The following is an 18,995-nucleotide window of genomic DNA, read 5'->3' on the forward strand; positions in this document are numbered from 1 at the left end:
TCACGGGACTCGCACTACCGCGGAATACGTGGCGGGGCAAAGGCCGCGCCGCGCCCTGTCATCTCCCGTGAGATTGACGGCTCCTTGATGGCGGCGCGCCGGGATGATGAGGGTCCGGTGCTGGATGGTTAATGATTTGCTGCGAACCTCCCCCGGCGCGGTAATCCGCGCGGCGCGCCTCGTGGATATGAGCGACGAGCCGGCGATCCCGCGCGCACCCGCGGCCGCCGCAGGTGATGAGCTGCTCCTCATCACCCCTCCCCTGGCCCCGCCGTCGAACGCCCGGAAGCGCAAGCCCGGCCGCCCCCGAGTCGCGCGTCAGGTCGCCTCGAAACAGACCGTCTACCTCAACGATGCGCGGCACGACGCCCTGGTGGAGATCGCGATCGCCGAGGAGCGCTCGATGCACTCGGTCATCCTTGAGGCCATCGACAGGTACGTCGCCCGCAGGCGCAAACCGCGCTGAAACCACGGCTCAGGGCCCTGCCGGCGCCCGCCGCGCGGGGCACTTTCGTTTCAATCCCGGTCCCCCGGATCCTCCGTGACACCGCTGGCCAGTCGAATGGCCGCCTCCCCCGTGATGCCGGCGGTGACCAACAGCCGCAGGAAGGCCTCCGCTGTCCCGGGCACCCTGGTCTCGCCGCGCGCCCAGCGGCCAACCGTGCCGGCCTCAACCCTGAGAAGCCTTGCGGCGGCGCTCTGCGTGAGCCCGAGCTCGGCAAGCGCCATGCGAAACTCACGATCCGTCATAGTCCGCGCTCGGTCCTCACTCCCGATCAAGTCAGGGGAATCGGGTGCCGGTGTCGCATCAGCCGCCGGCGAGCTGCTCGGCGAAGTCCTCCGGCACCTCACCGAACTGGCCGACGATCGCGACGCTCTCCAGCTCGCCCGTCTCATCGTCGGCCACGATCTTGAGCGCCGCCGTCCCGGGCATCCGCTTCGCGATCGCCTCCGCCCGCTTCAGCGCCCCGCTCTCGGTTGGAGCAACATCACGCGTACCGGGCCGCAGCTTCTTGCGGTGGATCTCGAACGTCTGAACCACGAACGTCGTCCGCATACCCATACCACTCTCCGTCGCGGGTTCTCCCCGCTCTCCACAGCGACGCCCCGACCGCCTTGACCGGGAACTGTGCACCTGTTTGTTCTCTTTCTGTTCTAGTGCGGAGGGCGGCGTGAGTCTCTACCGGGTCGGCGAGCAGGCAGCAGACTGGAGTGGGCTGGTGCGCATCCCCTTCATGCGCACCACCCTCTGCGCCGGCTTCCCGTCCCCGGCCGAGGACTTCATCGAGGGCGCCCTCGAACTCCCCCGCTGGCTCGCCCCCAACCCGGCCGCGACCTTCATCTGGCGCGTCCGCGGCTGGTGCATGAAGGGCGCGGGCATCCATGATCAGGACCTCGCCGTCGTCGACCGCTCCCTCCACCCCGGCCCGGGCGCCGTCGTCGTTGCGGTTGTGCACGGCGAGATGAGCCTCAAGCGCTTGGTGCTCGACGGCAACCGCCTCGCGCTCACCTTCGACAACCCGGAGATGCCCGCCTTCGGCCTGGAGGACCTGGAGGAGTGCCAGATCTGGGGCGTCCTGCTGTTCTCGGTGCGCTGGCACCACGTCCGGCCGAGCGCCGTGCGATGAGCCGCGCCCTCGCCCTGATCGACGGCAACAGCTTCTATTGCAGCTGCGAGCGCGTCTTCGATCCCAAGCTCGTGGGTGTGCCGGTGATCGTGCTCTCGAACAACGACGGCTGCGCGGTCGCGAGGACACCGGAAGCCAAAGCGCTCGGGATCAAAATGGGCGCGCCTTACTTCATGATCCGCGAGCTCTGCCGGCGCGAGAAGGTGCGCGTCTTCTCCTCGAATTACACCCTCTATGGGGACATGAGCGCGCGGGCGAACGCGGTCTACCGGCAATTCGCCAAGGACGTCGAGATCTACTCCATCGACGAGAGCTTCCTGGACCTCTCGGAGGTGCGCGAGCGGGAGAGGCTGGAACTCGCGCGCGATCTGCGCTCCACCGTGCGCCGCTGGACGGGCATCCCGACCTGCGTGGGCATCGGCCCGACCAAGACGCTGGCCAAGCTCGCCAACCACATCGCCAAGCGCGTGCCCGAGTTAGGCGGCGTCTGCGATCTGAGCGACGAGAATGAGCGAGCGATGTGGCTGGTCGGCATCCCGGTCGGCGAGGTTTGGGGCATCGGCCGCGCCTCGCTCGCCAAGCTCGAGGCGCTGGGCGTCGACACCGTGGCAGATCTGCGCGACCTCGACCCGCGCCCGGCCCGCCAGGCGCTCACGGTGGTCGGCGAGCGCATCATCCACGAGCTGCGCGGCCGCGCGTGCCTGCCGCTGGAGATCGTGCCGGCCCGCCGCAAGGGCTGCGCCGTCACCCGGAGCTTCGCGAGCCGGGTTACCGAGCAGGCCGATCTGGAGCAGGCGGTGAGCGCCCATGCCACGCGCCTCGCCGAGAAGCTGCGCCGGGATGGGCTCGCTACCACCCAGATCACCGTCTTCTACCACACCAGCGAGCACGACCGCGGCGATCCGAAGCGCTCGGTCTCGACGGTGGTGCATCTGCCCGAGGCAACCTCCGATTCCCTCGTCCTGATCAAGGCCGCCCGGCTCGGAGTGGCGAAGACTTGGCGCGAGCAGGGGCCGGAGCCCTGGCGCTACAGCAAGGCCGGCGTGATCACGACCGACCTCGTGCCGCTGACGGAGAGCCCGCGGGCCCTCTTCGGGGCGCTGGACCGGGAGCGCGGCGGCGCGCTGATGGCGGCGATGGATGCCTGCAACCGGCGCTTCGGGCGCGGCACCGTGGTGCCGGCGCGGGCGGGGCTGGAGGCGAAGCGGACCTGGGCGACCAAGTTCGAGATGCGCACGCCGCGCTACACGACGCGGCTCGCCGAGGTGCCGGTCGTGACAGCGATGGCAACTGCCGGACCCGAGATCCGCCCCTCCTCGTCGTAGGTGCGGCGGGGATTGCGGCGGCCCATCACTGAACGACGCCGTAGAACACGATCCGCTCTACAGCCCCGTAGACAGCAACGCTTCGGGCATGCCATCAATCCGGCGCAGCTGGCTTGGCTCGGCCGGGTGGTCCGAGGAAGGCGGTGAGCCGCTCGGCGACCGCGGCGGCGTCCCGCGTCTCGCACTCCCAGATCACAAGCACGTCCCAACCGGCGTCGCGCAGCTGGCGCTCGTTGCGGGCGTCGCGGTCCACGTTGCGCGAAAACTTGGCTTGCCAGAAGTCGCCGTGCGAGCTGGGTGTCGAAGCCTTCCTGCACCCGGGATGGCGGTGCCAGAAGCAGCCATGCACGAAGACGACCTTACGCCTTGTAGGAAAAACGAGATCGGGCATTCCCGGCAGGTCGCGGCGATGGAGTCTGAAGCGGAATCCAAGGCTATGAGCGAGCTTCCGCACCTTGAGCTCCGGCGTGGTGTTCTTTCCCTTTACCGCCGCCATGAGGCGTGATCGCGCCTCTGGCGTGAGGCGATCCACCACGCTACTCGGCCGCTGCCAACGACGGCACGTCGAACATCTTCGAGCGGATCGCCTTGAAGATCCGCTCCGCAATGATCGGAGACACGCTATTGCCTATCATCCTGAAGCTGTGCCAGGCGGTCGGGTGAAACACGAAACGGTCAGGGAAGCCCTGCAAGCGGGCCGCCTCCCGTACCGTGATCACACGCGGCTCAGCGGGATGGAGCGGCCTAACGGCTTGAAACGATCCGCGATCCGGTCCGGTTCCTGCCCGAATCGTAGGACACTGCTTGTTCCAGTCAAGGCGAGCGTGTCGGCCGACGGCATCGCGACCGCCCTGTGGCACGGCGGCGAAACGCGCCGCTATCGCCGGAGCGTGTGGGATCCGTCGATGGCCCGAGAAAAGGCGCCTCGTGCCTCTCAGTCGGCGTGCATACAACGAGGGAGCGACGTCCGATCCGTAGCGCCACCAGTCCAGACCGTCACTGTCGACCCCCTCTTCCGTTGCGCCTTGTAAGTCGGCTATTGCCTCCTGGACGGTTGCTGCAGGTCGACGCCACTCTTGCAGGTCATCGGCGGTGAAGGAGTCAACACAGCTGCGGTCGAAGCCGATCACAAACACTCGGGGCCGCGACGTAGCAGCCCCAAACGAAGCAGCATCCAGCTTCAACGGTCCGAGAATCGTATACCTTCCTGCCACGAGTTGAAGTGCAGCATCTAATTCGGGCCTATTTTTCTCAAACGCAAGGCCCCTTACATTTTCCATAAGGAAGAACTTTGGACGTACCTCGGCGACCAACCTGAAGAAATGCCAGAGCAGCAACCGCCGGGGATCGTCTGGGCTCGCCACACCAATCTCGCTAAAGCCCTGGCAGGGCGGCCCGCCAACTATTCCATCAATATACCCGCCAGCCGCCCTTCGTAGATAGCGGCCAGACAGATCAGCAACATCCGCAAGGATGAGTCGTGACTGAGGATGATTGAAGGTGTAGCTTGAAGTCAATATAGGATCGTTGTCGACAGACAGCGTGACTTTCAAACCGGCCGACCGCGCCCCAAGGCTCAGCCCGCCGCATCCGCAAAAAAGATCAATCAGCACCGCAACGTCCGTAGCTACGAAACTTGCTCCACAGTACCACCTCTGAAGGCCGTCGGTGATCGGCCTAAACGAGTTATCCTCAGAACATAATCTGAGCGAAGGACGGGTATTGTAGATAGTAGGAGGAGAAGGCTTCTATCTGATCATCTTCCAGATCAAAGCCAAGCGCACGAACGTCGTTTCGGGTCAGCCCCTCCGGGTTCGGAAGCTGCGATTGAAGCATTGTCGCCTCGCGCAATGTAAGTTGCGGGGCCACAATCGGCTTAGCGGGAAAGCAGGGCCAAGTAGCAGCACGTACGCATGTAGAGGCGGCCTGAACGCGATCAGTGTCAGCGAAAATGCCCCCTACTGTAATCATAGGCGCTCCGTCCCTATAAATCATACGAAATGAAGGAACAAATCTGCCCGGACGAGATGACTCCGCGGCGATGGAACACATAAGATCTTGTGTTAGCTCCATTAGCAGCCTGTGCAGACGCTCGTCCTTAAAGTCATTCTTTGCAAGCCTATCACGGAATACGCTGCCGAACAGATCCCGCACTCGGTCAGGTCTTTCTAGAGCTCGTCCATAGGCCATCTCCGTGCCGTTGTAGGTAATCAGAAAAATGCTGTTAAGCGGCGCATTTTCGAGCACAAGCCGCACATCTTCCTTAACGTCCTCGTTAAACTCATAGTCGTAATCGAGCCAAATAATCCAGGGGCGATTCTTTAGGAGTTCATCGGTGAATAATGTAGGCAGAATATTAGATGAGAGTCCGTGCATAACTCGTATTGGCGCGTATGGGCAATTGAACTTCGCTCGCTCATACCCAACATCATGAGCTTCTATCGAAACCATATCATTGATACCGAGCAGCCGGTGCGCCATGATAAAGTCTGTAAACCATATGGAACCAAACCCGATGTAGGCAAAATCCTTCAATCCAAGGTTTGCTTGCAACCTCCGGAATCCGTCAAAAGCAAGTTGTCGCTGTATGCTTTTGCTCGGCCGAAGGCCATAGTTCACGAGATCGAAAGAAGCCATCACTCGTTACCAACTAGGTCGTCGTAAGCGTAATCAAAAGTCGTGAGCCCAACCTCACGATAAGGCATATTTATATTACCTAGCTCTCTTGCAAGTTTCTTGAGCTTAGAGACGGGCACAGAATAGTTTATATTCGCGGCTTTCTCCGCTCTCTGCGCAACGAGATTCGGCAGCGCTACGGTGGACCGCTTAGGGACCGCCTGGATCGACACGGGGCGGGCTAGTGCTTCTTTCTGCTTGGCTTGCTCGAGGGCCTGCTTTCGTGCGTTGGTATATGCAATCCACGCCTTGGAGATCTCGCGCATGCGCGGTCGCGCTCTTCGGAAAACCTCCGAAGAAACGTCTACGCTTCTCTTTGTTGTGGTCAGAGGAAGCGCCGAAGCCTTAGCTGCAGTAAAAAGCACAACTCCGACGAAGCCCGCATATTGATAATGCCACTGAGGCCAGTCCTCTGATCCCCATCCGGCCACAACGGTTTTATCTGCAGCAAGTACGATACGTCCATTGCAGGCAACGTACCAACCGTAGCGGCGATCTCCTTCGTCCTCCGTTGGATCAGTGCTCTCCGGCGGCGGAGCGGCCATTCCACCGATTAGCTCTACCGTCACTTCATCATCGCCAACTTTGTCAACATACTCGATCCGCACAGGTTGGAATTCGTCGCTTTGGCGCAGTTCGATCTGCCATCCATCAACAGGCGCGTTATTCACCAAGATCTGGAGACCGCGCGCAAGATGAAAAGAATAGTCCCTAGCAATTGTGCGACGAAGGTTCTGAATGAAGGCAGGATTGCTGAAGGCCTGCAAGGCGCCTTGCGTCAGTTGCCTTACATCAATCTCAACACCCGCCGCTTCGAGAGGCTCGTCACCGATTATATCGAAGTCCCACGGCAGAGTATTGTTTTCAAGCCACCTGTCTACGTCGATCGGGACAGCAAATGCTTCTAAAGCTTCACCTTCCGACCTGTACGTGCTTCTCACCTTGATCTGATTGCCAATTTTAAAAATAGCACGTTTCATTCCAATGCCATATACTCCGATACTGAAATCATCATGGGCATCACTCGTATTGCGTCCGAAACTGAACGCGTGATTGACCGCATCGTGAAGGGTCATTCCGCCGCAATTATCTTTGATTTGGAAAACATCTGGCAGAAGCTTAATATCAATAATGTATTTATCCAGATTCGCGCCTTCAGACAGGCCCATAGGCCTGCTTCCCTCATTATGCCATGCACTATCGACACTATTGTCAATCAAATCCAGAATACAATCCTCTAGCGAGATATCGCGAGTTAGCATCCTTACGAAGAATTCCTTAGTCGGATTTGCTGATGCCTTCGTCTCAGGGGTGATCGTCACAGTCCCGAAGCCTCCAAGCTCGCCGGCGCCGACTCACGTCGACCAAGCTTGGCGGCTATCTAATCGGCACGCCGGATGCCGCGCAAGTTGCATTTGCGGGATCCAAAGCCAGTGTATGACGCGCAGCGATGCCGCCCCTTTTCCAGGGGGGTGCGGGGCTCTGGCCGTAAGGCAGTCAGCCTTGGTGTGCAGTTGTGATTAACGTCCGTCCAATAAATCGTTCATAAGGTGCCAGGCTGGCCATCAGCAGGGTGATCGCGCTGAGGATTGAGGAGTGCAGATGCTCTTATGAGGCACTTATCGGACGGGCGCTCAGTGATGTCAGAAAGCTACCAACATCGCTGCTTGTGCCCGAAGTACCCGAACCACTGGCGGGTGAGCCAGCTACTGTACTTGCCGGCGTGCTAGCCTTGCCGAGAGTTCCCGAGGGGCAGCTGTGAGCCCCCTCGCGCTTAGGACGATCTACAAGGCCGACACTCGCAGTGCGTGTCCGCACTCGAGCTTTGATCGGGTTTCGATCACGCCGGCTTCGCGTCCAAGGCGTTCGGTCTCAGGTGCGCGCAGCGTCTAAGCACGCACGAGCTCCAGTGCCTGCTGATGAGTGTACCTCTGGGATACAAGGCCCAGCTCGAAGAACCGGCTCACCGCCTCGTGCCCGAGCTCGTGGTCAGCTTCGGGCCCGAAATCGTCCACGAACCTGCGACAGTTTGCCAGCGTCTCCACCCACTCGTCGGGCCTGAACCCGGGGCATGGCGGCTGTCCGGGCGACAGACTGGCGAGCCCGCGGCTCCATTCGAGGACGGTGGGGGATGGTGAGGCCGAATCGGTGGTGAGCATGGCCGCGGTTCTTAGCCGGCCGGTGGACGGTGGGCGAGAGGCTAAGCCCGAACCCCGATGGCGCGCGCGATCTGCGTGCTCACCAGCTCCTCGCGACTGGAACGAATCAGGAAACTGGCGCCGCCGATGTGTGGGGGAAAATGTGGGGACTTCGAGCCCCATGGGGGCTTTTGTTCGCCGCTCGTTCCCGTTTGGGGCGCGGATCCCGCCCGGACCGGTTTTCGAAAAACCCTTTGATCTCAAAGGGTTTAATGGTCGGAGCGGCGGGATTCGAACCCACGACCCCTAGTCCCCCAGACTAGTGCGCTAACCGGGCTGCGCTACGCTCCGACGCTCTGCGCAGTGGGCACCGCGCGAAAGCCCGCGGGTCTTAGCCGCCTCGGGTCGGCCGCGCAACCTTTTTCGGAGAGCGTGCAGCGCGCCGGGGCGGGATCCCGTCCGACCGGCCCTCAAAGGGCCGGTGCGCACGGAGCCGGCTCAAGCGTCCTGCTTGTCCCGTGCGGGCATCTCCACCGGCCCCACCTGCGCGACGCGCAGGCCCGCCGCCATGGCCTGGAGGCGGGTCTGCGGATCCTCCGGCTGGATCACGCCGGCCGACATCACGAGCTTCGCCGCGTCGTCGACGCTGATCGACAGCTCGATCACCTCCGAGCGGGGCAAGTAGAAGAAGAAGCCGGTCGTCGGGTTGGGGGCGCAGGGCAGGAAGACGCCGACATAATCGCCGTTCGGCGGCAGTGCCCCCTGCACGTCCGGCCCGGCCGGCGCCGACAGGAACACCACCGACCATGTGCCCTTCACCGGGAACTCCACGAGGCCGACCGTGCGGAAGGAGGTGCCGCTCGTGGAGAAGAGCGTCTCGAAGACCTGCCGCAGGCCCCGGTAGAGGCCCGAGATCACCGGCGTGCGGGCGAGCAGCACCTCGCCGAACTCCACCACCGAGCGCCCGACGAGGTTCGCCGTGAACGCGCCCAGCAGGGTCAGCCCCACGAAGGCGATGAGGAGGCCCAGGCCCGGGATGTTGAAGGGCAGGTAATGGTCCGGCAGGTACTTCGCCGGCACCAGCGGCTTGACCCAGCCGTCGATCAGGCTGATGCACCACCAGGTGATGTAGATGGTGATCGCCAGCGGCCCGGCCACGATGACGCCGGTGAAGAAGTAGTTCCGCAGGCGGCCCTGGACGCTGACCCGCTTGCGCGCGCCGGAGTCGGGCTCGTGGATCAACGGCGACGGATCCTTCACACTCTCGCCCTCACCAGCGCAGGCGCCCCCTGCCCGCGCAGAGGTAGCGGTTTGCTGCGCTGCGCTCAAGGCAGGTCCCGATGAGCCGCCCCCCGCCCGATCCCGCCGCCGTGCGGGCGCTGATCGAAGCGGCGCTCGCCGATCCCGCCACGACCTGGACCTTCGGCGCCTATGGGGCGGCCATCGCCTTCGCGCGGGCGCCCGGTGAAGCGGCCGAGCCCCTGTGCGGCCGCTTCGGCCTCGTGACCGCGCGGGGCGCCCTCGCCTTCGGGGACCTCGCCGGCCTTCACCCGGTCGCCTACGAGACCGCGCTCGGCGGAGAGGCCTGGAGCCACGCGGTCGAGCTCTGCATCGACGGACAGGCCTGCGGGAGCGGCGCACCCGACCAGGTGACGCAGATCGGCCCGGATGCCGGGGCGGTCCGCCCCCGCGACCGTGCGGCGATCCTGTTCGATCTCGGGCTCGGCCTGAGGGCGGCGCGCCTGTGCCTGCGCAGCCATGATCCGGGGGCCTGCGCGATCCTGCGCGCGGCGTGCGGCCGCTCCCTCTGCGACGACGAGGCGCGCCTCGCAGCCCTCCTCGCCCTGCCCTGCGACCGGGTCGTGCTGGCAGGACGCCACCGGGCCGAGGCCGCGGCCGGATCCGGCGCGCCGGGCGCGCGCCTCCAGATCCTGCCGAAGCTCCTGCGCCTGCGGCGCAGCCACGCGGCCACGGCCCCGATCCCGCCGGGCCTCATGCCGATTGCAATGATCCAGCCCCCGCATCCGCTCGCCGGGACGGCCGCGTTCGACCGCGCCCGCCATGCGGCCTTCCAGGGCCTGCTGGCGGCCTGGGGGGATCCGGATCTCGTGGCGCTCAAGCGCCGCATCCTGGCGGGCGAGGATGCCCCGCCCCCCACGACCCGCGCCGGCCGGGCCGTCGCCCGCATCGCGCAGGCGCAGGCCCGCGCGCTCCAGCGTTCGGCCTCTGCAACGGGCGGGGATTCTCCCACGCGGCCCGCCCGGTCGAAGATGGCATCCGCGATGCTGCCGGACGAAAGAAAGGCCGCCCTTGCGAGCGGCCCGAAGTCTAGGGAGGAAACGCCCATCGAGGGCAGCAGGGCCGCGACGCCAACGCCACCCTGCTGACCCGAAACCTAATCCGGAAGCCACCACTCGGAAGTGCGCGGTCGCACATCGCGCGGCCTCGGGCGCTCGGGGGGGCGTCACCGCGCCGGCTGGCAGACCTCGCAGAAGAAGGTCGAGCGGCCCGACTGCACCACGCGCCGCACCACCCCGCGGCAGCCCCGGGCCGTGCAGGCGAGGCCCTCCCGGTCATAGACCCGGAAGGCGTGCTGGAAGGCGCCCTTCGTCCCGTCCGTATGGACATAGTCGCGCAGGGTCGAGCCGCCCGCCGCGACCGCCTCGGTGAGGACGTCGCGGATCACCTCCGCCAGAAGCCGGGCCGCCTTGGTCGGGCGGCCGGCCGCGTCCGCAAGCGCGCCGGCCGGCGTCTCGGGATGGAGCCTGGCCCGGTGCAGGGCCTCGCAGACATAGATGTTGCCGAGGCCCGCGATCAGGCGCTGGTCGAGGAGCGCCGCCTTCAGCGGCGTGCGCCGGCCGCGGAAGAGCCGCGCCACGGCCTCGCCGGACAGCTCGTTGCCGAGCGGCTCGATGCCCATCCCGGCGAAGTGGCGGCAGGTGGCGAGCTCGGCCGCGGGCACGAGGTCCATGAAGCCGAAGCGGCGCACGTCGTTGTAGGTGACCCGGGCGCCGTTCGAGAGCGCGAAGCTGACATGGTCGTGCTTGGCCCGGGCTCCCGCCCCTTCGAGGTAGAAGTCGCCCGGCGAGACCTGGCGCCCATCCGGCAGCACCACGTCGAAGCGCCCGCTCATGCCCAGATGCATGATCAGCGCCTCGCCCGAGGAGAGATCCGCCACGAGGTACTTGGCGCGCCGCGACAGCGCCTCGACCCGCTGGCCCGTGAGGCGCGCCGCGAAGCGCTCCGGCAGCGGGAAGCGCAGGTCCGGCCGGGCGAGATGGACGTGGGAGAAGCACGCGCCGACGAGGGCGGGTTCGAGGCCCCTGCGCACGGTCTCGACTTCGGGCAGTTCGGGCATGGCATCCTGGAGATCGGGCGCGCGGGCGGCCCACCACCCGCCAGATGGGGCCTCTGCGCCGGTTTCGCCATGCGAATCTCGCCATGCGAATCGCCGTGGCGGCCCGACGGCGGGACGCCGCCCAGGGCCCCGGAGAGGCGGATCGGAAAGAGCCGGCCGCGGCCTCGGCCGGGCCCCGGCCCCGAGGCGCCGGCGCGCAGGGGAGCCGCGGCGCGAAGAACCGCACCCCGCCGCATCGGCTCCAGATGGCGCAATCCCCGCGCCTTCGCTATGGAGGCGGCCGTGGAGGGACCGATGGCCGCCGACGAGACCAGCACCGATTTCGGCTTTGCGCGCGTGCCCCTCGACGAGAAGCAGGGGCGCGTCAACGAGGTCTTCCGTTCGGTCGCCCGCCGCTACGACGTCATGAACGACCTGATGTCGGGTGGACTGCACCGGGCCTGGAAGAGTGCGCTGATCTCGGCCCTGCGGCCCTCGCGCACGCGCCCCTTCCGGCTCCTCGACGTGGCCGGGGGCACCGGCGACATCGCCTTCCGGGCGCTCCAGGCGGGCGGCCCCGAGACGCACGTCACCGTGCTCGACATCAACGACGCGATGCTGGCGGTGGGGCGCGAGCGAGCCGGCGACCGCTTCGCCGGCCGCATCGACTTCGTGGCCGGCAATGCCGAGGCGCTGCCCCTGCCCGATGGCAGCTTCGACGCCTACACCATCGCGTTCGGCATCCGGAACGTGCCGCGCATCGAGCGGGCGCTCGCGGAAGCCTACCGGGTCCTGCAGCCCGGGGGGCGCTTCCTGTGCCTCGAATTCTCGCATGTGGACGTGCCGGGGCTCGACCGGATCTACGACGCCTACTCGTTCCGGATCATCCCGCACCTCGGTGCGCTCGTGGCGGGCGACAGGGAATCCTACCGCTACCTCGTCGAATCGATCCGCCGCTTCCCGACGCCTGGCGCCTTCGCGGGCATGATCGAGGAGGCGGGCTTCGCCCACGTCACGCACCGGCTGCTCTCCGGCGGCATCTGCGCCATCCATTCGGGCTGGAAGATCGCGTGACGACGTCCTCGCCGCAGGGAGCTCGCCGGCCTTGCTGAGCGCGGTCATCCACCTCGTGCGCGGCATCGAGGTCGGCTGGGTGCTGGCCCGCGAGGGCGCACTCGCCTTCGTGGACGCCGCGGCCCTGCCGCCGCATCTGCGCGCATTCCTGCGGCTCGGCCGCCGGCTCGAGCGCCGCGGCCTCGGCCCCACCGCCCGGCTTCCGACCGCGCTGACGCGGCTCGGGCCGTCCTACGTCAAGTTCGGCCAGTTCCTGGCGACGCGGCCCGACATCGTCGGCGTGGCGGCGGCCCGCGACCTGGAGCGGCTTCAGGACCGGGTGCCGCCCTTCCCGCAGGATGTCGCGGTCGCGAGCGTCGAGGAGACGCTGGGACGGCCGATCGGCGACCTCTTCGTCTCCTTCAGCCCGCCCATCGCCGCGGCCTCGATCGCGCAGGTCCACCGGGCCCGGCTCCGCGAGCCGGGCGGCGCGGAGCGCACCATCGCCGTGAAGGTGATGCGGCCGGGCGTACGCGAGCGCTTCGCCCGCGACATCCAGGCCATGCGCTTCATGGCCCGCATCGTCGAGGCCCTGCGCCCCGAGGCCGAGCGCCTGCGCCCGCGGGAGGTGGTGGAGACCCTCGCCCGCTCGGTCGCCATGGAGATGGACCTGCGGCTGGAGGCCGCCGCGCTCTCGGAATTCGCCGAGAACATCAAGGCCGACACGGATTTCCGGGTGCCGACGCCGATCTGGGAACTCACCGGCCGCGACGTGCTGGTGACCGAGTGGATCGACGGGATCCGCCTCAGCGACCGCCCGGCGATCCTGGCGGCCGGGCACGACGTCGTGGCGCTCGGGCGCACCGTCATCCAGTCCTTCCTGCGCCACGCCATCCGGGACGGCTTCTTCCACGCCGACATGCATCCCGGGAACCTGTTCGTCGACCCGTCGGGGCGGCTGGCCGCGGTCGATTTCGGCATCATGGGCCGGCTCGGCATCAAGGAGCGCCGCTTCCTCGCCGAGATCCTGCTCGGCTTCATCCTGCGCGACTACCGCCGGGTGGCGGAGGTGCATTTCGAGGCGGGCTACGTCCCCGCGCACCACTCCGTCGACGATTTCGCGCAGGCGATCCGCGCCATCGGCGAGCCGATCCACCAGCGCCGGGCCGACGAGATCTCGATGGCCAAGGTGCTGACCCTGCTGTTCGACGTCACCGCCCTGTTCGACATGAGCACCCGCACCGAGCTGGTGATGCTCCAGAAGACCATGGTGGTGGTCGAGGGCGTCGCCCGCTCGCTCGATCCGCGGCTCGACATGTGGACCACCGCCGAGCCCGTGGTGCGCACCTGGCTCGCCCGCAATCTCGGGCCGATCGGGCGCGTGGAGCAGGCGGGCCGCGCGGCGCTGACTCTGGCCGACGTGCTCGCCGACGCGCCGGACCTGTCGCAGCGCCTCAAGCGCGTCCTGATCCGCCTCGACGAGGCGGCCCCGCGCGAGCACGCCCGCGCCGACCGGCGGTTCCGGAACGAGACGCGGCGCGCGGTCTGGTCTACGCTCGGGCTCTGGGCCATCGCGGGCGCGGTGCTGCTGCTCGCCCTGCGGTGAGCCCGGACACGGGTACGATCCGGGAGAAACGCCTGATGTTCCAGCGCCACCGGCGGACGAGGACCATCGTCCGCGGCCTTCTCGCGTCCTTCGCCGCGCTCGCCGTGGCCGGCCCGGTGCGGGCGGCTGCGCCGCCGAGCGCGCCGCAGCTCAGCGACGGCAAGGTCAAGATCGCCATCCTCACCGACATGTCGAGCGTCTATGCCGACTCGACCGGCCGCGGCTCCGTCATCGCCGCCGAGATGGCGGTGAAGGATTTCGGCGGCACCCTCGGGGGGCAGCCCATCGAGGTCGTCTCCGCCGACCACCAGAACAAGCCCGACATCGGCTCGAACATCGCCCGGCAATGGTACGACCGCGAGGGCGTCGACGTGATCCTCGACGTGCCGACCTCCTCGGTGGCGCTCGCCGTCCAGCAGATCGCCCGGGAGAAGGGCAAGATGCTGATCGTCTCGGGCGGCGGCACCTCGGACCTCACCGGCCCGGCCTGCTCGCCCACCGGCCTGCACTGGACCTACGACACCTACGCGCTCTCGCACGTCTCGGGTCACGCGGCGGTCAAGCAGGGCCTCGACACCTGGGCCTTCATCACCGCGGATTACGCCTTCGGCCACGCCCTCGAACGGGACGGGGCCGCGGAGGTGAAGCGCTCGGGGGGCAAGGTGCTGTCGACCGTGCGCGCGCCCTTCGCGACCGCGGATTTCTCGTCCTTCCTGATCCAGGCTCAAGGGTCGGGGGCCAAGCTGATCGCCTTCGCCAATGCGGGCGGCGACACCGTCAACGCCATCAAGCAGGCGCACGAGTTCGGCATCGTCCAGGGCGGGCAGAAGCTGCTCGCGCTGCTCATCAACATCGACGACGTGCACAGCCTCGGCATCGAGGTGGCGCAGGGGCTGCTCCTCACCACGGCCTTCTACTGGGACCGCGACGACGCCACCCGGGCCTTCGCCAAGCGCTTCAAGGAGATCTACGGGCTGATCCCGACCATGCACCAGGCCGGCGTCTACTCGGCGGTGGGGCATTACCTGAAGGCGGTGCAGGCCGCCGGCACCGACGACGCCTTGAAGGTCGTGGCCAAGATGCGCGAGATGCCGGTGGAGGACATGTTCGCCCATGGCGGCCGGGTGCGCGAGGATGGCCGCATGGTGCACGACATGTACCTGATGCAGGTGAAGACGCCTAAGGAGTCGACCGGCGAGTGGGACCTCTACAAGCTCATCGCCACGGTGCCGGGCGACGAGGCCTTCCGGCCTCTCGCCGAGGGCAACTGCCCGCTGGTCAAGGCCACGGGGAACTGAGCGGCGGTCGAGTGACGATCCCCCCTCTCCGTCGCGGAGAGGGGCTGGCCTCCGGGATATGGACGCTGCGACGCGTCTGATATATAAACGCTGATATAAAGCGGGGGCGATTCAGTGGGGGATGAGGATCGGTCGCTTCGACCGTTGGTGTTCGTCGGGTCGAGCCGCAAGGACCGGATCGCGTTTCCGGACGAGGCCCGGCAGGATATGTCGGTCACGCTCTCTATCTCGCTCAGAGAGGCGAATGGGCGCCGAGCGCCAAGGTTCTGAAGGAATTCGGCGGAGGCGGCGTGGTCGAGGTCGTGAAGATCACGATGGTGATACCTATCGTTGCGTCTATACCATTCGCCTCGCCCACGCGGTCTACGTTCTCCACGCCTTCAAGAAGAAGTCGAAACGCGGGTCCGAGACGCCGAAGCCCGACATGAACCTGATCCGATCGCGGCTGCGGGAGGCGGAGGAACAGGACCGGGCGGCTGTCTTGGAGCCGCCTGGACGTCCGGGATGAGAGGAGGAGGCGATGACGGACAGGATCGAAGGAGCCCGGAGCGCCTTTCACGAATTCGGGATGCCCGATGCGGACGACCTGGTGGTGAAATCGCGCCTGATCCGGTTCGTCGCCGAGGAGATCCGGCGCCGGGAGCTGACGCAGAAGGACGCCGGCGCATTGCTGGGACTTGATCAGCCCAACGTTTCGGCCTTGTTGAACGAGAAGCTGAGCCGGTTCTCCGTGCAGAAGCTGATGAGGCTTGTCGGGCGGCTCGGTTTCAAGGTCTCGATCCATGTCGAGGGAGGCGGCATCGCCTTCGATGTCCCCTATCAGGAGGCCGCTTAGCGGTCGCGCCCCGACGATCCCGAGATCCGCCGCGAGGCCGCGGCCAAGCCTTGAGACACCCATGACCCTTCCGTTGGCAAATTGCCGGGTGCTGCTCGTGATCGGGGGCGGCATCGCGGCCTACAAGTCCCTCGACCTGATCCGTCGCCTGCGCGAGCGGGGCGCGGCGGTGCGCTGCGTGCTCACGCCGGGGGCGCAGGCCTTCGTGACCCCGCTCGCGGCCGGCGCCCTCTCGGGGGAGCGTGCCCATACCGACCTGTTCGACCGGGACGACGAGGCCGATATCGGCCACATCAAGCTCGCGCGGAAGGCCGACGCGGTGGTGGTGGCGCCCGCCACCGCCAACCTGATGGCGCGGATGGCGGGCGGCCATGCGGACGACCTCGCCTCCACGGTGCTGCTCGCCACCACCCTGCCGATCCTGATCGCGCCGGCCATGAACGTGCGGATGTGGCTGCACCCGGCGACGCAGCGCAACCTCGCGACCCTGCGCGCCGACGGCGTCGCGGTGGTCGGCCCCAACGAGGGCGCCATGGCGGAGGCCGAGACCGGCCCCGGCCGCATGGCCGAGCCGAGGGAGATCGCCGACGCCCTGGTGGCGATGCTGGCGCGCCGCCGCGGCGCGGGGCCGCTGGCGGGGCGCCACCTCCTCGTCACCTCGGGGCCGACCCACGAGCCCATCGATCCGGTCCGCTACATCGCCAACCGCTCCTCCGGGAAGCAGGGCCATGCCATCGCGGCCGCGGCGGCCGAGGCCGGCGCCCGGGTGACGCTGGTCTCGGGGCCGGTCTCTCTCCCCGACCCGCCCGGCGTGACCGTGGTGCGGGTCGAGACGGCGCGGGCCATGCTCGCCACCGTCGAGGCGGCGCTGCCCGCCGACATCGCGGTCTTCGCCGCCGCCGTTGCCGACTGGCGTCCGGCCAATGCGACGGATGAGAAGATCAAGAAGGGCCCGGATGGTCCGCCCGGCATCGCGCTCGTCGAGAATCCCGACATCCTGGCGACGGTCTCGCAGAAGACGGTGAACCGCCCGCCCCTGGTGGTCGGGTTCGCGGCCGAGACCCACCGGGTGGTGGAGCACGCCCGCGCCAAGATCGCCCGCAAGGGCTGCGACCTCATCGTGGCCAACGACGTCTCGGCGGGCAGCGGGGTGATGGGGGGCGACCGCAACACCGTCCTGCTGATCGGCCGCGACGGCGCGGTCGAGACCTGGCCCACCCTGGACAAGGACGAGGTCGCCCGGCGTCTCGTCGCGCGGCTCACGGTGCTGGCGGGGACCTGAGGGCGGCGATGATGGCGCAGGGTCCGGTGGCAGGATCCGGTGCTTGGCGCCGGGATGGGCGGCACCAGGACGCGAAGGACTGCACCCGCGAGACCGCCCAGGACATCATCACCGCCCTGGCGCATTCGCCCCAGGAATGCCTGTTGATGGGGCCGCTGATGGTGGCGGGGCCGGCCGCAGCGAGGACCGGACCACCTCCGTGAAGACCCTCTGCGAGCGCCGCCGCTGACGGCGCCCCGCCGAGCGGTTATTCCGCCGCGAACAGGCCCGGCAGCTCGGCCGGGGCGGCCTTCGGATCGCCGGGGCCGGTCTCGCAGCCGAGGCTCGGGATCGCCACGATGCGGTTGCCGCGGAAATCCGTGCGGCAGACGACGGCGCCGCGGCTCTCCACGAAGGCCAGCAGCCGCCGCGCCCGGCCGGGCGAGCGTGAGCCGATGGCGCGGGCGAGCGCATCGTCGGAGGGGCACGGCGCCCCGCTGCGGGCCGCGCGGGCGATGAGCAGGAACAGCCCCTGCACCTCCTCGGGCAGGCCCGCGCAGGCGTCGAGCACGGCATCCGCCTCGGCCTCCTCCGGCCCGCTCCCGTCGAGGCCGGCCCGCGCCACGGCGAGCCGGCGGCGGAAGGCCGCGAGGTCGAGGGGCTCGCCGATCCGGCGCATCCGGCAGCGCACCAGGAAATCCTGGTAGAGCACCGCGATCGTGTGGTGGCCGGCATCCGGATCCGCGGCGATCTCGCGCAGGATCGCGGCGAGCGCCGCCTCCCGCTCCTCGCCGCCGAGGCTCGGCACGTCCTCGGGCTCCGGCTGCACCGGGCGGGCCTGCGCCAGCTGCTGGAGCAGGTCCGCCGGCGAGGGCCGCGGCGGCGCCGGGCGCGGGGCGGGCATGCGCGCCGGCTCGTCGGCGGCCGGAGCGAGGATGAGGTCGCGCAGGTCCTCGGCCGCGGGCGCGGGCAGCGGCACGAGCCTGGGGCTCGTCGAGCGCGGCGCGGTCTCGACCGGCCCGATGCGCAGCGTCAGCGGGCGCTTCGAGAGCGCCGGCCCAAGGGCCACGAACGAGCCGCGCTCGAGGTCGCGAAAACTCTCGGCCTGGCGGCGCTCCAGGCCGAGGAGATCGGCGGCCCGGGCCATGTCGATGTCGAGGAAGGTGCGGCCCATCAGGAAGTTCGAGGCTTCCGCGGCCACGTTCTTGGCGAGCTTGGCGAGGCGCTGGGTGGCGATGACGCCGGCGAGCCCGCGCTTGCGGCCCCGGCACATCAGGTTGGTCATGGCGCCGAGCGAGGCCTTGCGCGCCTCGTCCGAGACCTCGCCGGCCGCGGCGGGCGCGAAGAGCTGCGCCTCGTCCACCACGACCAGCACCGGGTACCAATGGTCGCGCTCGGCGTCGAACAGGCCGCCCAGGAAGGCCGCCGCGGCCCGCATCTGCGCCTCGACGTCGAGGCTCTCCAGCGTCAGCACCACCGAGACCCGGTGGGCGCGCACGCGGGCCGCGATGCGCTGCAGGTCCGCCTCCCCGTGGGAGCCGTCCACCACGACGTGGCCGTAGCGGTCGGCGAGCGTGACGAAGTCGCCCTCCGGATCGATCACCACCTGCTGCACGTAGGGAGCGCTCTGCTCCAGGAGGCGCCGCAGCAGGTGCGACTTGCCCGAGCCGGAATTGCCCTGGACGAGGAGGCGGGTGGCGAGGAGTTCCTCCAGATCGAGGGAGGCGGGCTGGTTCCCGGCCGCCACTCCCATCTCGACGCTGATCGTCATCACGGCTCCGCTGTCACCCGGCCCCGACCTCTAACACGGGCCGGCGCGGGTGCGATCCGCGGCGGCG

General features: G+C 67.7%; 20 protein-coding genes and 1 tRNA gene. 11 read left to right on the forward strand and 10 right to left on the reverse strand.

What is annotated here, in order from left to right; translation table 11 throughout:
- The first annotated feature begins 187 nt into the window (after positions 1-187).
- Positions 188-466 (forward strand): hypothetical protein, encoded by a 279-nt coding sequence (locus MNOD_RS33240; RefSeq protein WP_157091620.1) that lies wholly within the window; start codon positions 188-190, stop codon positions 464-466.
- Between the two features lie 50 nt (positions 467-516).
- Here the strand turns inward: MNOD_RS33240 and MNOD_RS48445 are convergent, their stop codons facing one another.
- Entirely contained in the window at positions 517-729 is a 213-nt protein-coding gene (locus tag MNOD_RS48445) for a helix-turn-helix domain-containing protein (RefSeq protein ID WP_198157567.1), read from the reverse strand.
- Positions 730-808: 79 nt separating this feature from the next.
- Positions 809-1,063, reverse strand: coding sequence for a hypothetical protein (locus tag MNOD_RS33250; RefSeq protein ID WP_015933347.1), 255 nt, complete (start codon positions 1,061-1,063; stop codon positions 809-811).
- Between the two features lie 109 nt (positions 1,064-1,172).
- Between MNOD_RS33250 and MNOD_RS33255 the strand changes: the two genes are divergently transcribed.
- Together MNOD_RS33255 and MNOD_RS33260 are read left to right on the forward strand one after the other, a co-directional pair.
- Positions 1,173-1,628, forward strand: a complete 456-nt coding sequence (locus tag MNOD_RS33255) for a LexA family protein (protein WP_015933348.1) — start codon at positions 1,173-1,175, stop codon at positions 1,626-1,628.
- Positions 1,625-2,953 (forward strand): Y-family DNA polymerase, encoded by a 1,329-nt coding sequence (locus MNOD_RS33260; protein WP_015933349.1) that lies wholly within the window; start codon positions 1,625-1,627, stop codon positions 2,951-2,953. Before MNOD_RS33255 ends, MNOD_RS33260 begins: the two co-directional genes overlap by 4 nt.
- Before the next feature lie 94 nt (positions 2,954-3,047).
- Here MNOD_RS33260 and MNOD_RS33265 read toward each other — a convergent pair whose 3' ends face one another.
- The 6 genes from MNOD_RS33265 to MNOD_RS33295 all read right to left on the reverse strand — a co-directional run bounded on the left by MNOD_RS33265 (position 3,048) and on the right by MNOD_RS33295 (position 9,009).
- Positions 3,048-3,488, reverse strand: a complete 441-nt coding sequence (locus MNOD_RS33265; protein WP_015933350.1) for a very short patch repair endonuclease — start codon at positions 3,486-3,488, stop codon at positions 3,048-3,050.
- A 1-nt stretch (position 3,489) separates the two neighbouring features.
- Positions 3,490-4,566: a DNA cytosine methyltransferase gene (locus tag MNOD_RS33270; protein ID WP_015933351.1), complete on the reverse strand. Its 1,077-nt coding sequence runs from the start codon at positions 4,564-4,566 to the stop codon at positions 3,490-3,492.
- A gap of 79 nt (positions 4,567-4,645) precedes the next feature.
- Positions 4,646-5,590, reverse strand: coding sequence for an O-methyltransferase (locus MNOD_RS33275; protein ID WP_015933352.1), 945 nt, complete (start codon positions 5,588-5,590; stop codon positions 4,646-4,648).
- Positions 5,590-6,951, reverse strand: coding sequence for an ATP-binding protein (locus MNOD_RS44510; protein ID WP_015933353.1), 1,362 nt, complete (start codon positions 6,949-6,951; stop codon positions 5,590-5,592). Before MNOD_RS44510 ends, MNOD_RS33275 begins: the two co-directional genes overlap by 1 nt.
- A gap of 1,089 nt (positions 6,952-8,040) precedes the next feature.
- A tRNA-Pro gene (locus MNOD_RS33290) sits at positions 8,041-8,118 on the reverse strand.
- Positions 8,119-8,265: 147 nt separating this feature from the next.
- Positions 8,266-9,009: a DUF502 domain-containing protein gene (locus MNOD_RS33295; protein WP_244424611.1), complete on the reverse strand. Its 744-nt coding sequence runs from the start codon at positions 9,007-9,009 to the stop codon at positions 8,266-8,268.
- A 98-nt stretch (positions 9,010-9,107) separates the two neighbouring features.
- Here MNOD_RS33295 and MNOD_RS33300 point away from each other — a divergent pair, with 98 nt between their 5' ends.
- A complete protein-coding gene (locus MNOD_RS33300; RefSeq protein WP_015933356.1) occupies positions 9,108-10,154 on the forward strand; it encodes a DUF6925 family protein in 1,047 nt (348 codons plus the stop codon).
- A 77-nt stretch (positions 10,155-10,231) separates the two neighbouring features.
- Here the strand turns inward: MNOD_RS33300 and mutM are convergent, their stop codons facing one another.
- The gene (gene mutM, locus MNOD_RS33305) at positions 10,232-11,125 is read right to left on the reverse strand and encodes a bifunctional DNA-formamidopyrimidine glycosylase/DNA-(apurinic or apyrimidinic site) lyase (protein WP_015933357.1); all 894 of its coding nucleotides are present in this window, start codon (positions 11,123-11,125) and stop codon (positions 10,232-10,234) included.
- A 294-nt stretch (positions 11,126-11,419) separates the two neighbouring features.
- Between mutM and ubiE the strand changes: the two genes are divergently transcribed.
- From ubiE to MNOD_RS33335, 7 genes are all read left to right on the forward strand, one after another.
- Positions 11,420-12,178, forward strand: a complete 759-nt coding sequence (gene ubiE, locus MNOD_RS33310) for a bifunctional demethylmenaquinone methyltransferase/2-methoxy-6-polyprenyl-1,4-benzoquinol methylase UbiE (protein ID WP_015933358.1) — start codon at positions 11,420-11,422, stop codon at positions 12,176-12,178.
- A gap of 31 nt (positions 12,179-12,209) precedes the next feature.
- The gene (ubiB, locus tag MNOD_RS33315) at positions 12,210-13,763 is read left to right on the forward strand and encodes a 2-polyprenylphenol 6-hydroxylase (protein ID WP_015933359.1); all 1,554 of its coding nucleotides are present in this window, start codon (positions 12,210-12,212) and stop codon (positions 13,761-13,763) included.
- Positions 13,764-13,798: 35 nt separating this feature from the next.
- Positions 13,799-15,061, forward strand: coding sequence for an ABC transporter substrate-binding protein (locus MNOD_RS33320; RefSeq protein ID WP_015933360.1), 1,263 nt, complete (start codon positions 13,799-13,801; stop codon positions 15,059-15,061).
- 244 nt (positions 15,062-15,305) lie between these two features.
- A complete protein-coding gene (locus tag MNOD_RS44515) occupies positions 15,306-15,569 on the forward strand; it encodes a type II toxin-antitoxin system RelE/ParE family toxin (RefSeq protein WP_244424612.1) in 264 nt (87 codons plus the stop codon).
- Positions 15,570-15,581: 12 nt separating this feature from the next.
- Positions 15,582-15,896, forward strand: coding sequence for a helix-turn-helix transcriptional regulator (locus tag MNOD_RS33325; protein ID WP_015933361.1), 315 nt, complete (start codon positions 15,582-15,584; stop codon positions 15,894-15,896).
- Positions 15,897-15,957: 61 nt separating this feature from the next.
- Entirely contained in the window at positions 15,958-17,178 is a 1,221-nt protein-coding gene (coaBC, locus tag MNOD_RS33330) for a bifunctional phosphopantothenoylcysteine decarboxylase/phosphopantothenate--cysteine ligase CoaBC (protein ID WP_015933362.1), read from the forward strand.
- Positions 17,179-17,204: 26 nt separating this feature from the next.
- Entirely contained in the window at positions 17,205-17,381 is a 177-nt protein-coding gene (locus tag MNOD_RS33335) for a hypothetical protein (protein WP_341874480.1), read from the forward strand.
- Positions 17,382-17,425: 44 nt separating this feature from the next.
- Here MNOD_RS33335 and MNOD_RS33340 read toward each other — a convergent pair whose 3' ends face one another.
- Positions 17,426-18,928 (reverse strand): helicase HerA domain-containing protein, encoded by a 1,503-nt coding sequence (locus MNOD_RS33340; protein WP_015933364.1) that lies wholly within the window; start codon positions 18,926-18,928, stop codon positions 17,426-17,428.
- Positions 18,929-18,995: the final 67 nt, after the last annotated feature.

Origin of the sequence: Methylobacterium nodulans ORS 2060, assembly GCF_000022085.1 — a bacterium.
Classification (GTDB): Bacteria; Pseudomonadota; Alphaproteobacteria; order Rhizobiales; family Beijerinckiaceae; genus Methylobacterium; species Methylobacterium nodulans.

Coding starts and splice junctions, on each gene's coding strand:
- mutM (WP_015933357.1), bottom strand. CDS start 11,125: ATGCCCGAACTGCCCGAAGTCGAGACCGTGCGCAGGGGCCTCGAACCC.
- MNOD_RS33340 (WP_015933364.1), bottom strand. CDS start 18,928: ATGACGATCAGCGTCGAGATGGGAGTGGCGGCCGGGAACCAGCCCGCC.
- coaBC (WP_015933362.1), top strand. CDS start 15,958: ATGACCCTTCCGTTGGCAAATTGCCGGGTGCTGCTCGTGATCGGGGGC.
- MNOD_RS48445 (WP_198157567.1), bottom strand. CDS start 729: ATGGCGCTTGCCGAGCTCGGGCTCACGCAGAGCGCCGCCGCAAGGCTT.
- MNOD_RS33250 (WP_015933347.1), bottom strand. CDS start 1,063: ATGGGTATGCGGACGACGTTCGTGGTTCAGACGTTCGAGATCCACCGC.
- MNOD_RS44515 (WP_244424612.1), top strand. CDS start 15,306: ATGGGCGCCGAGCGCCAAGGTTCTGAAGGAATTCGGCGGAGGCGGCGT.
- MNOD_RS33240 (WP_157091620.1), top strand. CDS start 188: ATGAGCGACGAGCCGGCGATCCCGCGCGCACCCGCGGCCGCCGCAGGT.
- MNOD_RS33275 (WP_015933352.1), bottom strand. CDS start 5,590: ATGGCTTCTTTCGATCTCGTGAACTATGGCCTTCGGCCGAGCAAAAGC.
- MNOD_RS33300 (WP_015933356.1), top strand. CDS start 9,108: ATGAGCCGCCCCCCGCCCGATCCCGCCGCCGTGCGGGCGCTGATCGAA.
- MNOD_RS33260 (WP_015933349.1), top strand. CDS start 1,625: ATGAGCCGCGCCCTCGCCCTGATCGACGGCAACAGCTTCTATTGCAGC.
- MNOD_RS33325 (WP_015933361.1), top strand. CDS start 15,582: ATGACGGACAGGATCGAAGGAGCCCGGAGCGCCTTTCACGAATTCGGG.
- MNOD_RS33320 (WP_015933360.1), top strand. CDS start 13,799: ATGTTCCAGCGCCACCGGCGGACGAGGACCATCGTCCGCGGCCTTCTC.
- ubiE (WP_015933358.1), top strand. CDS start 11,420: ATGGCCGCCGACGAGACCAGCACCGATTTCGGCTTTGCGCGCGTGCCC.